Origin of the sequence: Microcosmobacter mediterraneus (assembly GCF_031846265.1) — a bacterium.
Taxonomy (GTDB): domain Bacteria; phylum Bacteroidota; class Bacteroidia; order Flavobacteriales; family Flavobacteriaceae; genus Microcosmobacter; species Microcosmobacter mediterraneus.
On record NZ_JAVRIA010000004.1, the window covers coordinates 64,389 to 76,501 of the forward strand.

The following is a 12,113-nucleotide window of genomic DNA, read 5'->3' on the forward strand; positions in this document are numbered from 1 at the left end:
AGATTTATGATAAGCTTCTTTTAACCACTCTAAAAGTTCTGATTTCATTATATCTGTATCACGTTATAACTTTTCCTTCAAATAACTTCCAGTAATGGAACTATCGTTGTTCACAATTTCTTCTGGTGTGCCAAAAGCCATCAATTGCCCACCATGTTCACCACCTTCAGGACCTAAATCAATAATATGGTCAGCACATTTAATGAGCTCTAAATTGTGTTCAATTACGATAATAGAATGGCCTTTAGAAATTAAGGCTTGAAAAGACTTAAGTAACTTTTTTATGTCATGAAAGTGTAGACCAGTAGTAGGTTCGTCAAAAATAAATAGAGCATTATCACTTTTAGAACCCTTGCCTAAAAATGAAGCTAATTTTATGCGTTGCGCTTCACCACCAGAAAGGGTAGAAGAGCTTTGACCAAGAGTTACATAACCTAAACCAACATCTTGTAGTGGTTGTAGTTTGTTTTTAATCTTAGTTTGCTTAAAGGCGTCAAAAAAAGCAATAGCATCGTCAATGGTTAAGTTAAGTATATCGTCAATATTTTTACCTTCATAATTAACTTCGAGTACTTCTTTCTTAAAGCGTTTACCATTACAAGTTTCACAAGTTAAATGGACATCTGCCATAAATTGCATCTCAATAGTCACTGAACCTTCACCTTTGCAAGTTTCACAACGTCCACCATCTACATTAAAGCTAAAGTGCTTGGCTTGATAGTTTCGTATTTTGCTCAATTTCTGACTAGCGTATAGCGCACGAATATCATCGTAGGCTTTTATATAGGTTACAGGATTAGAGCGCGATGAACGACCGATTGGGTTTTGGTCTACAAACTCCACATGATTTACATTGCTAAAGTTGCCTTCAAGCTCTGTAAACTGTCCTGCTTTATCACTAAAACCTGTTAATTTTTTTTGTATTGCTGGAAATACAATGTTCTTTACTAATGTGCTTTTTCCACTACCAGAAACACCAGTAACCACTGTAAGCATTTCTAATGGGAAACTAACATCTATATTTTTAAGGTTATGTTCTCTAGCTCCAACAATATCAATACTGTATTTAGACGTTCTTCTAGATTTTGGAACTTTAATTTCTAATTTCCTATTTAAATATTGCGCAGTCAGAGAGTCAGATTTTAGTAAGTCTTTATAGGTTCCTGCTGCAACAATTTCGCCGCCAAAAGTGCCTGCTTCTGGTCCAATATCTATAATTTCGTCAGCAGCTAGCATAATGTCTTCATCGTGTTCCACGACAATAACTGTATTGCCTAGATCTCTGAGAGATTTTAGAACTTTAATCAATTTCTCAGTGTCTTTAGGATGTAACCCAATACTTGGTTCGTCTAAGATATACATAGAACCAACAAGACTACTACCTAAAGACGTAGCCAAGTTAATACGTTGACTTTCACCTCCAGAAAGTGTATTGGAACGTCTGTTGAGCGTTAAATAATTGAGACCAACATTGTTTAAAAAACCGAGTCTGTTATTTATTTCCTTAAGGAGTCGTTTAGCAATTTGTGTATCGTAGTCATTAAGCTCTAGTTGCTTAAAGAAATTAGTGAGTTTTTTAAGTGGTAACTCAACCAAATCTGTAATAGTTACACCACCAATTTTCACATAATTGGCTTCAGGTCGCAGGCGTTTGCCATTACAAACATTACATTTAGTTTTGCCTCTATAACGCGATAGCATCACACGATTCTGAATTTTATAGGCTTTACTTTCAAGCTCAGCAAAGAAACTATTAAGCCCTTCAAAATGTTCGTTTCCGTCCCAAATGAGTTGTTTTTGAGCTTCTGTTAATTCAAAATAAGGTTTATGGATTGGAAAATCGAATTTATGTGAGTTATTTACTAATTGATCACGATACCAACTCATACTTTCGCCTCGCCATGGGAAAATTGCGTTTTCATAAACGGATAATCCAGTATTCGGAATGACTAAGTCATTATCTATACCAATAACATCACCATAGCCTTCACATTTTGGGCATGCACCATAAGGATTATTAAAACTGAATAAATGTACATTTGGTTCTAAAAATACCATGCCATCAAGCTCAAACTTATTATTAAAGGTTGCTTGATTTTGGTTACTTAAAGATTCAATTGTGCATGTGCCTTTACCTTCAAAAAATGCTGTTTCTATGGCATCTGCTAAGCGATTGTAAAAATCGTCATCAGTTTTATTGACAATTCTATCAACCACTAAAAATACCTCTGAGCCATCTAGATGTTCAATGCTGTCCTCAATTCTATACACCTCATTACCTTGCTTAACCCTTGCATAACCTTGTTGTAAAAGGACTTTGAGTTTATCTTCCATGGTTCGTCCATCTTCAAGAATAATAGGAGCAAGTAGGAGTAACTTTTCACCTTCATTGAAGGTTTTAATATGTTCTAATACATCTTTGACACGTTGCTTTTTTACAAGATTTCCAGAAATAGGTGAGTATGTTTTGCCAATACGAGCAAAGAGAAGTTTTAAATAATCATAAATTTCAGTTGTAGTGCCAACTGTAGATCGTGGATTGGTTGAGTTTACTTTTTGTTCTATTGCAATAGCAGGAGCAATGCCTTTAATAAATTCTACTTTTGGTTTATTAAGCCTACCAAGGAACTGACGTGCATAACTAGATAAGCTCTCTACATAGCGTCTTTGACCTTCTGCATACAAGGTATCAAAGGCTAAACTAGACTTTCCAGAACCAGATAATCCTGTAATAACCACTAATTTATTTCTCGGAATGACAACATCTAAATTTTTAAGATTATGCAGATTAGCACCTTTAATGATGATGTTTTCTTTAGGATTTGCGTCTAGAACGTTGATTTTCATTGATTTTAATGAGAAATAATCTTGCAAAGATACCATTTGAAATTCATCCTAGAAAATGGTTTTTTAAAGAAAAAAATGTTAAAGTTTAGTGTTAATTTTTGTTTTTTCGGAATGATTGTTGTTATATTTGGTTCATATACAATTAAAAAAAGCACTGCGTATACATAAGATTACTTTAGTTTATTAACCTCAAGTCGCGATAAAAACGTGACGCCCTAAAGTAATGATTATGAGAAAAGAACTTATCACAGATGCAGTGTTGGTTAGCAATTACATTAATGGAGACGAAAATGCATTGGCTATTCTAATAAATAGGCATAAGCAAAAAATTTACAGTTTTATTTACTCTAAAGTTTTTGATAGAGATATTACTGAAGATGTGTTTCAGGATACTTTTATTAAAGTTATAAAAACGCTCAAAGGAGGACGCTATAACGAAGAAGGTAAGTTTTTACCTTGGGTTATGCGTATAGCACATAATTTGGTTATAGATCATTTTAGACGTAACAGTAGAATGCCAAAGTTTGATAACTCTGGTGAGTTTAGTATTTTTTCGGTGTTAAGCGACTCGTCATTAAATGCTGAAAAACGAATTATTAAATCACAAGTAGAGGAGGATGTAAGGCGTTTAATAGAAGAACTTCCTGAAGATCAAAAGTTGGTGCTTAGAATGCGAATGTACCAAGACATGAGCTTTAAGGAAATATCTGAAAAAACAGGTGTTAGTATTAATACAGCTCTAGGTAGAATGCGTTATGCGCTTATTAATTTACGTAAAGTAATTGAGCAAAATAATATAGTTTTAACAAATTGATATAATAAAGTAAATATTTTGTCGTTTTCTAAGTATTATAACCCATAAATTTAAGAAATGGCAAAACTTTACTCTGAACGTCCCAAAACAAAAAAACAACTGAACCCAAAAGAAGAAACAGTGAATTTTCTTTTGAATTACTCTAAGGCTTTAAGTGTTATACATTGTAATAAATTGAAGTTTGAAACACTTCTAAATTAAGTCTTTAAAAAGTCCTGATTAGCCCATCAGGACTTTTTTTTATAGTACTCTTTTAACACAGAAGCTCTACCAATAGTTTTTGTAATAATATCCTTTTCTAAATCCCAACCACGAGCTGGTGAATATTGCCTGCCATACCATATAATCTGCAAGTGAAGATCGTTCCATAAATCTTTAGGGAATAAGCGTTTAGCATCCTTTTCCGTTTGCACTACATTTTTTCCGTTAGTTAAATTCCAACGATACATTAATCGATGAATATGCGTATCTACTGGAAACGCAGGTATACCAAAAGCTTGAGATAATACAACAGCAGCAGTTTTATGACCAACAGCTGGTAAGGCTTCTAACTCTTCGTAAGTTTTTGGTACCATTCCATGGTGTTTATCTATGAGTATATGAGATAATCCATGAATACCTTTACTTTTCATAGGCGATAAGCCTACTGGTTTTATGATTTCTCTAATCTCTTCAACAGATAATTTAATCATATCGTAAGGGTTATCAGCTTTGTTAAAAAGTAATGGCGTAATCTGGTTAACACGCACATCTGTACTTTGTGCAGACATTAATACAGCTATGAGCAAGGTGTAAGGATCTTTATGCTCTAACGGTATAGGAATCTCTGAATAAAGATTATTTAAGGTTTTTATAACAAAATCTACTTTTTCTTGCTTGGTCATAGGTCTTATCTTTGCAAAAACAAAAATACAGAATATGACACATTTAAAAGCAGGTGACAAAGCACCAGAATTTTCAGCATTAAATCAAGACGGAAATACAGTTAACTTAAATGATTTTAAAGGAAAAAAATTAGTAGTTTTCTTTTATCCAAAGGCGAGTACTCCAGGTTGCACAGCAGAAGCTTGTGATTTAAGTGATAACTATGCACGTTTTACAAGTGAAGGGTATGAGGTAATTGGTGTTAGTGCTGATAGTCAAAAAAAACAATCTAACTTTAAGAATAAATTTGGGTTTCCTTATGATCTTTTAGCAGATGAAGATAAATCTGTTATTGAAGCGTTTGGAGTTTGGGGACCAAAAAAGTTTATGGGTAGAGAATATGATGGTATTCATAGAACTACATTTATAATTGATGGAGATGGAATTATTGAGGAGGTTATTACTAAAGTAAAAACTAAAGCTCATGCAGTTCAAATTTTAGGATCATAAAAAAAGCGACTGCACTTCGAGAGCCTCAATAACCAGTCGCTTTTTTTATTTGTTTATGACTTCTTCGGCTTCATAACCAAACAAGCTTTTTTCTTTAATGAGTTTAGAGACTCCTTCTGGCAACATGGCTTCCCAACCATCTTCACCATTTGCAATCATTCCAAGAACTGTTCTAGAGAATATACTTAGTATTGAATCATCAAAATCTGTGATGTCAACAACTTTCCCATTGTATTTAAAGAATTTATAGAGTTCTTTCATTCGTGGATGAACCTTTAGGTTTTCACTTGTGGTTAAGGTACCATCATCGTTTTGCATAGGATATAAGTAAACTCTTAGATCTTTGAAGAATAATTTCCCAAAAGCTTCAAGAATTCCGCCACTTAAATGGCGATAATATTTTTCATCAAAAATATCAACGAGATTGTTAACTCCCATAGAGAGACCCATTCTGCTTTTAGAATATTGTGAGAAGTATTCTACTAGCTTATAGTATTCTTGGAAATTTGAAATAAGAACAGTCTGGCCAAGTGAGCATAATAGTTTAGCTCTATCCATGAAATCTTGTTCGTCAATTTCACCTTCTGCTCTGAGGTTAGAGAGCGTAATCTCAAAAATCACTTGAGTTTTTTCAGTATCAACCCTATTTTCTTTAATGAACATATCGTAAGATTTCTGATACATGTCCATATTAACTTTGGTAACAGGTCTAAAACTTCCTCTTAATGCTAAAATATTCTTTTTGTAAAGTACTCTTGCTGGTAATACATTATTACCATCTGGAGCAAACATTACAGCATCTGTCATTCCGTTTCTAACGAGTTGTAGACTCATTAATCTGTTATCAACATCTTCAAAAACAGGACCTGAAAAATTAATAGTATCTATTTCTAGTTGATCTTTATCTAAATGATCGTAAAGATATCTTAGGAGTTTTCTCGGTTCATTGTATTTATAAAAAGCGCCATAAATAAGATTAGTTCCTAGTTTACCTAAGGTTTCTTGTTGTAACCGAGCATCGTTCTCTTTAAAACGAATATGAAGTACTATTTCGTTATAATCCTGTTTGGGATCTACTTGATATTTAATACCAACCCAACCATGACCTTTATATTTTTTTGCAAAATCTATAGTCGCTACAGTATTTGCATACGTAAAGAACATTTTGTTTGGATGCTTATCTCTGGTAATACGTTCTTCAATAAGACGTGTTTCGTGATTAAGCATTTTTCTAAGACGCGCTTCTGTAACGTAGCGTTTATCATTTTCAATACCATAAATAGCATCACTAAAATCTTTATCGTAAGCAGACATAGTTTTTGCAATGGTTCCTGAGGCACCACCAGCTCTAAAGAATTGACGAACAGTTTCTTGCCCTGCGCCAATTTCTGCAAAAGTACCGTAAATATGTTCGTTAAGATTTATGCGAAGCGCTTTATCTTTTATAGAGGGAATATTCTCTATTTGCTTATCGCCTTTTAGTGTGATTTCCATTGCAATTCTAAGTTATAATAGCAATTACAAAGGTATTAAATTACAAAGGCAAACAAAAAAATAACCCTATTTTTGTACTAAACTTAACACACTTTTGAAAGTTACTTTTTTAGGTACTGGTACATCACAAGGTATTCCGATTATTGGAAGTACGCATCCTGTTTGCTTAAGTACAAATCCTAAAGATAAAAGATTACGAGTATCAGTTCTTATTGAATGGAACAATTATGCATACGTTATTGATTGTGGCCCAGATTTTAGACAGCAGATGCTTAGAGCCAAATGTTCTAAAATAGATGGTATTGTGTTTACTCACGAACATGCAGATCATACTGCAGGTTTAGATGATATTAGACCATTTTTCTTTAGGCAAGGTGATTTCCCTATTTATGCTCACAAAAGAGTTTTAAGGGCTTTAGCAAAGCGTTTTGATTATATTTTTACAAACGAGCCAAAATATCCAGGAGTTCCTAATATTGTTGAGAATGAAATTGAAAATAAGCCTTTTACCCTAGGGAATTTAAGCATTATACCAATTGATGGACTACATCATAAATTACAGGTTTTTGGCTTTAGGTTTGGTGACTTCGCATACCTTACAGATATGAAAACGGTTCCTGATAAGGAGATAAAAAAACTTAAAGGAGTTAAAGTTTTGGTTGTAAATGCTTTGAGAGAAACACCACATTTATCTCATTTTAATCTGGATGAGGCTATTGATTTTATTAATAAAGTAAAACCAGAAAAGACTTATTTAACCCATATAAGTCATATGTTGGGTTTTCATGATGAGGTGCAACAAAAGTTACCAGAAAACGTTTTTTTAGCTTATGATAATCTTCAAATCACATTATAGATATGAAAAGTAGAATTTTTATGTACCTCTTTATTTTTTCACTATTACTGGTCGTATTTCAGTATGTGAACTCCAAAAATATTTTGGAAGACTATGAGGATAAACTTGAAAAGAAAATACAAAAACAAACTGAATTAGAACGTCAAATTCTAAATTTAGAAGATCAGATTTTTGACCTTAAAGAATTTACTATTGACGAAAATGAAGGTGCTTTAACCTATCTGGAAGATGCTGGTTATGACACCTCTAAACTTATTCCTGCCATTAAAGAAGGTTTGTATAACATGAATAATTATAATGGCGATGATCATCCAATAGTTCCTTATGTTTCTATGACTGAAGGTAAAATACTCATAGATAAAATTAGACTATTAAATCATCGATGGATTATTGCTAACTTTAGTGATGGTAAACATTGGGGAGAAATTTTTGTAACCTATGAAGTTGATAATGAAGGTAATTTAAAATACAAATTGGTTGAGTATTTTATGTATCCTACATCTTAGATTCTTTTCATTAACCAATCTTTAAATTCATAAAAATTCTGAGGTGCTACACCATGACCAACTGGGAATTCAGAATACGTGTGCTCTATGTTTAAGTGATCTAAAAATTTGGGTGTTTGTCTTGCCCAATCTACAGGTATTACTTGGTCTGCGCTACCATGAGAGCTATAAATACTAAGATTTGAATAATCTTTTTTTGTAAAATCAGAATCCATGATATCTGTATTTATATAACCACTTAACGCTACAACATTTTTTATTTTTTTAGGAAATGTAAGTGCTACTGCCAAGCTTAATATAGTACCTTGACTGAAACCAAGTAATGTTACATTGTTTTTATCTACTGGAAATATTTCACAAGCTTCATCAATAACTTTAGCGATACGATCTCTTGATGCTTTTGCTTGTTCGTTATCACTCCATTTTCCTTGCTCTGCATCAAAATTAATAGCATACCAAGCATTACCATAGGGTTGCATGGCAATAGGTGCTTTTAATGAGATGATATAAAGTTCTTCTGGTAATTCTGAAGCAAATGAAAATAAATCGTTTTCATCACTGCCATAACCATGGCACATTATAAGTAGTGGTGCGTTTTCTTTTAAAGTCGATGGTCTAGAGACATATTCTAAAGATAAAGACATTAGCTTCCTAAATTTTTAAATGTTTTTTGAATATAGTTCCCAATAATAGGGATAACGTAAGTTTTACCAAGTAAAGCACTCCCAAAACCAATAATAAATAACCCTATAAAAGAATACCACAACCATAGCCTTAGTGTTGGTGAGTCTAAGTTAGAAACACTTACAGCACAAATTAGATAGAACAAAAACAATCCTAACCCTTGCCTAACATGAAAACTTGTAAACGGATTTTTTTTGTTGTTATTTAGAATATAAGCAATGAGAACTCCAAAAAGAGGAATATAGGCTACACAAGCTAAAAGCTTTCCTTCTTTGATGGTCGCTTCTGTCATTATTGATTTAGAACCAGTTGGTTATTTGCTACAATACCATAAACTTCTCCTTTTATTTCATGTCCAAGAAAAATAGCATTTTTTGATGTTGAGTGAATATTATCTTTAGTAAATATAGTTGTAGAATTTGGGTTAAAAAGTGATAAATCAGCTCTTGTACCTTCAGCAATAACAGCATCTTCAATGCCAAATCTAGATTTTCCTTTAGTAAGAACTTCAATAGTTTTCTTTAACGTAAGTACAGTATTTAATGCGACAAAAGCAGATTCTAAGCCTATTGTTCCATACTTGGCATGATCAAATTCTACTTTTTTATGCTCAATATCTATAGGATTATGATCACTTGTTACCATATCTATAGTACCATCTTTTAAACCATCAATTAGTGCCTCACAATCTTCTTGCGTTCTAAGCGGAGGTAATACCTTTAAATTGGTGTTAAAAGTACTTAGTAAGCTATCATTAAGAACAAGATTATGAACAGCTACGCTACAACTAACATTTAACTTTCTCTTTTTAGCATCTTTAATTAATTCTACAGATTTAGCTGTAGATATTGTAGGTATATGTAATTTACCTTCGGTGTATTCTAGAAGACATAAATCTCTAGCAACCTGAAGTTCTTCTGCTAAATTGGGATTTCCTTTGAGTCCGAGTGATGTACTTGTAACCTGCTCATTAATAACACCATTACCAGAAATTTTTGATTCTTGAGGAAAAGAACAAACTAAACCATTAAAGCCACTTGCATATTGTAATGCAATTTTTAATAAGTTTGGGTTTTGAATTGGTTTTTGGTAATCCTGAAATGCTACTGCTCCAGCCGATTGCATATCATATAACTCTGCTAATTCTGAACCTTCGGCATTTTTTGTCAATGCTCCAACAGGATGTAAAGAGACTGGAGTTTTACTACTCTTTGATTTTAAAAATGTAACATCAGCATTAGAATCTATAACAGGATTTGTGTTAGGATTAAGTGCCACATGAGTAAATCCTGAAAGAGCAGCTGTGCGTAATCCGTTTGCAATAGTTTCTCGCTCTTCATAACCAGGTTCTCCAAAACTTACACTACTATCAAACCAACCTTGTGAAACATGTAAATTTTTTAAAGAAAGGGTTTTGTAATTCTTTGGATTGGTAATGCGCTTACTTATTTTGGTAATTACGCCCTTTTCAATTAAAATATCAACTGTCTGATTGTGAAAATTACTTTTAGAATCAATGACTGTTGTAGATTTTATGAGTAGATTCATTTAAGATATTTTAAAAGAAGCAGTTCTATTAAAAGAAAAGCTAGTGCAAAAATAACAAACCATTTCCATAGCTCATTAACATTTGTTGCACTTTTTATATCATTAATCGCTGTAGCAATAGAAGATTTCACCTCTACATTGCTAATTAAACTGAGATTATAATAGTTAAGTTTACTTTCAGACCTATTGTAATTATAGCTTAATTGCTTTACTTCACTAGCATTGTTTAATACAGAATACCATCCTGAGGTATCAGGAAAATTATTAGTGGTTAATTCAACTTTACTAGGATAGGTGCGTTGTAAAGGAATAATAGATCCTGAATTGGTATCTGATTTTTGTGCTAATTTTAAGATATCATCTTGCTGTAGTTCAATTTTAATATCAATAGTATTTTCCTTTCCGATGGAATAATACAATTCTGGTAATTGCAAGCTTTGTTTCGCAATATTATAAAGTACTGGAACTATTAAAGGTGAGCTTTTAAAATTTGAGTTTTCAGAATTTAAAGCACTTGTAAACACAAAGGCGTTTTTGTTAGTAGTTAAAAAAGAAGAACCATCTTCATATTGCAAAACAGATGCACTAGAAACTGACTTAACTGTTGGATAAAATGAGGATACTTTTGGGTATTGAAAATTATCTACAGTTTTATCAAAAACATTCTCTAATAATGGATGTGAAAAATTAATAGTTGTAATACGTTTATCGTTGGGTAAACTACTGCTATATCTTGGTAAATTTAAACTACTAAATAATTGATTATAAGAGTTTAAATCAGAGTCTTCTGAAGGGATAATTAAAAACGATCCACCTTTGCTTTTAAAAACGTTTAGTGTTGTGATTAGAGCGTTTGGTATGGTGTTTAGTTCATTAAGAATAATTAAATCCTGATCAGATAATGTATTATAATTTAAGTCTTTTAAATCATAAGATGAATAGATAAATTCATCATTGGTATATATGCGTTTCAAGTAAGAATCATCGGCTTCGTTAATGCTAATAACTTTTATTAAATCTGTCTCACCAATGCTAAAATAAAAAGTATTATCATAACTTAAATTACTCTCTTCAATTGTCACTTTTCCTTCAAATGTTGTATTAGCAGGAATTGTAAATACTGAAGATGTTTTGTCCTCAATAGATAAGGAGCTTTTTGCAACTAGTTGATCGGAATTATATAGTGCTACAGATAGATTATCTATTAAAGCACCTTGTGCACTTAAATCTACCGTTAGCTCTATATTTTCTATAGTCGTCTTAGATATAAATACACTGTCTATTGATACATTTTGTTCAACATTTGGCTCTAAAGGAATAAGCGTTGTTTTTATAATGCTATCTGCTGTAAATTGAAGTGGTTCATTTTGCTGTTGAAAATCTGAAATGAGTACAAGATTTTTGAATGTGCTTTCATCTTCAGAGAACAACTGTCTACCTTTGAGTTCAGTGGCTTGGTAATTTAATTGAGTAGGTGAATATTTTAGAGTAATTAAATCGTTTCTTATAGATTTTAAGGTTGTGTTTTTAAACGTTTCATTGTTAGTGAAAAGTGTAAGATCTTCAGTATCAGGAATACTTTCAAAAATACCTTGAATAGCTTCATTTAGGAGGGTTCCGTTTTTGCCTTTAGCTTGCATGCTAAAGGAGTTGTCTAAATAAATAACAGTTTCACTTTTGGTGTTAAAACTATCTGAATTTGAAAAGAAAGGCTGAGCAAATGCAATAATAGCACAAGCCAATAAGCCTAAACGTGCTAATAAGGTTAACCATTTTTTTAATTGCGAACTCTTTCGAGTATGCATTACTACCGTTTTTAAGAACTTAACATTGGTAAACTCTTCTTTCTGAAAACGTCGTAATTGAAATAAGTGTACAATGATAGGAATGATAAGTAGGAGAAGAGCGTAAAGAATTTCTGGGTGTTTAAATTGCATTCCAATTTTTTAATTTATCAAATATAGAAAAAGACCTTACATTTTGACTTTGC

At 32.3% G+C, this 12,113-nt stretch carries 11 protein-coding genes; 4 read left to right on the forward strand and 7 right to left on the reverse strand.

Features of this window, described 5'->3' with window-relative positions; genetic code table 11:
- Positions 1-63 precede the first annotated feature (63 nt).
- Positions 64-2,847, reverse strand: a complete 2,784-nt coding sequence (gene uvrA / locus RM697_RS08570; protein ID WP_311427463.1) for an excinuclease ABC subunit UvrA — start codon at positions 2,845-2,847, stop codon at positions 64-66.
- A 229-nt stretch (positions 2,848-3,076) separates the two neighbouring features.
- Here uvrA and RM697_RS08575 point away from each other — a divergent pair, with 229 nt between their 5' ends.
- Positions 3,077-3,661 carry an RNA polymerase sigma factor gene (locus RM697_RS08575; RefSeq protein ID WP_311427464.1) on the forward strand — a complete coding sequence of 195 codons (585 nt, stop codon included), beginning with the start codon at positions 3,077-3,079 and terminating at the stop codon, positions 3,659-3,661.
- Between the two features lie 227 nt (positions 3,662-3,888).
- Here the strand turns inward: RM697_RS08575 and RM697_RS08580 are convergent, their stop codons facing one another.
- Positions 3,889-4,545 carry an endonuclease III domain-containing protein gene (locus RM697_RS08580; protein WP_311427465.1) on the reverse strand — a complete coding sequence of 219 codons (657 nt, stop codon included), beginning with the start codon at positions 4,543-4,545 and terminating at the stop codon, positions 3,889-3,891.
- A gap of 34 nt (positions 4,546-4,579) precedes the next feature.
- Here RM697_RS08580 and bcp point away from each other — a divergent pair, with 34 nt between their 5' ends.
- On the forward strand, positions 4,580-5,035 hold the full coding sequence (bcp, locus tag RM697_RS08585) for a thioredoxin-dependent thiol peroxidase (protein ID WP_311427466.1): 456 nt from the start codon (positions 4,580-4,582) through the stop codon (positions 5,033-5,035).
- A gap of 45 nt (positions 5,036-5,080) precedes the next feature.
- On the opposite strand, the gene RM697_RS08590 is transcribed toward bcp, so the two are convergent.
- A complete protein-coding gene (locus RM697_RS08590) occupies positions 5,081-6,529 on the reverse strand; it encodes a TonB-dependent receptor (RefSeq protein WP_311427467.1) in 1,449 nt (482 codons plus the stop codon).
- Between the two features lie 94 nt (positions 6,530-6,623).
- Between RM697_RS08590 and RM697_RS08595 the strand changes: the two genes are divergently transcribed.
- A complete protein-coding gene (locus tag RM697_RS08595; RefSeq protein ID WP_311427468.1) occupies positions 6,624-7,385 on the forward strand; it encodes an MBL fold metallo-hydrolase in 762 nt (253 codons plus the stop codon).
- 2 nt (positions 7,386-7,387) lie between these two features.
- Entirely contained in the window at positions 7,388-7,891 is a 504-nt protein-coding gene (locus RM697_RS08600; RefSeq protein WP_311427469.1) for a hydrolase, read from the forward strand.
- On the opposite strand, the gene RM697_RS08605 is transcribed toward RM697_RS08600, so the two are convergent.
- Genes RM697_RS08605 through RM697_RS08620 form a run of 4 tightly spaced genes read right to left on the reverse strand, consistent with a single transcriptional unit; the run spans position 7,888 to position 12,060 of the window.
- Entirely contained in the window at positions 7,888-8,535 is a 648-nt protein-coding gene (locus RM697_RS08605; protein WP_311427470.1) for an alpha/beta hydrolase, read from the reverse strand. The two genes, RM697_RS08600 and RM697_RS08605, sit on opposite strands and share 4 nt — an antisense overlap.
- A complete protein-coding gene (locus tag RM697_RS08610; protein WP_311427471.1) occupies positions 8,535-8,867 on the reverse strand; it encodes a hypothetical protein in 333 nt (110 codons plus the stop codon). The genes RM697_RS08605 and RM697_RS08610 overlap by 1 nt, the downstream gene beginning before the upstream one ends.
- Positions 8,867-10,123, reverse strand: coding sequence for a dihydroorotase (locus RM697_RS08615; RefSeq protein WP_311427472.1), 1,257 nt, complete (start codon positions 10,121-10,123; stop codon positions 8,867-8,869). Before RM697_RS08615 ends, RM697_RS08610 begins: the two co-directional genes overlap by 1 nt.
- Positions 10,120-12,060, reverse strand: a complete 1,941-nt coding sequence (locus RM697_RS08620) for a BatA domain-containing protein (RefSeq protein ID WP_311427473.1) — start codon at positions 12,058-12,060, stop codon at positions 10,120-10,122. Before RM697_RS08620 ends, RM697_RS08615 begins: the two co-directional genes overlap by 4 nt.
- Positions 12,061-12,113: the final 53 nt, after the last annotated feature.

What these genes read in the sequence shown, in the direction of transcription:
- uvrA (WP_311427463.1), bottom strand. Translation starts at nt 2,847, where the DNA reads ATGAAAATCAACGTTCTAGACGCAAATCCTAAAGAAAACATCATCATT.
- RM697_RS08575 (WP_311427464.1), top strand. Translation starts at nt 3,077, where the DNA reads ATGAGAAAAGAACTTATCACAGATGCAGTGTTGGTTAGCAATTACATT.
- RM697_RS08580 (WP_311427465.1), bottom strand. Translation starts at nt 4,545, where the DNA reads ATGACCAAGCAAGAAAAAGTAGATTTTGTTATAAAAACCTTAAATAAT.
- bcp (WP_311427466.1), top strand. Translation starts at nt 4,580, where the DNA reads ATGACACATTTAAAAGCAGGTGACAAAGCACCAGAATTTTCAGCATTA.
- RM697_RS08590 (WP_311427467.1), bottom strand. Translation starts at nt 6,529, where the DNA reads ATGGAAATCACACTAAAAGGCGATAAGCAAATAGAGAATATTCCCTCT.
- RM697_RS08600 (WP_311427469.1), top strand. Translation starts at nt 7,388, where the DNA reads ATGAAAAGTAGAATTTTTATGTACCTCTTTATTTTTTCACTATTACTG.
- RM697_RS08605 (WP_311427470.1), bottom strand. Translation starts at nt 8,535, where the DNA reads ATGTCTTTATCTTTAGAATATGTCTCTAGACCATCGACTTTAAAAGAA.
- RM697_RS08610 (WP_311427471.1), bottom strand. Translation starts at nt 8,867, where the DNA reads ATGACAGAAGCGACCATCAAAGAAGGAAAGCTTTTAGCTTGTGTAGCC.
- RM697_RS08615 (WP_311427472.1), bottom strand. Translation starts at nt 10,123, where the DNA reads ATGAATCTACTCATAAAATCTACAACAGTCATTGATTCTAAAAGTAAT.
- RM697_RS08620 (WP_311427473.1), bottom strand. Translation starts at nt 12,060, where the DNA reads ATGCAATTTAAACACCCAGAAATTCTTTACGCTCTTCTCCTACTTATC.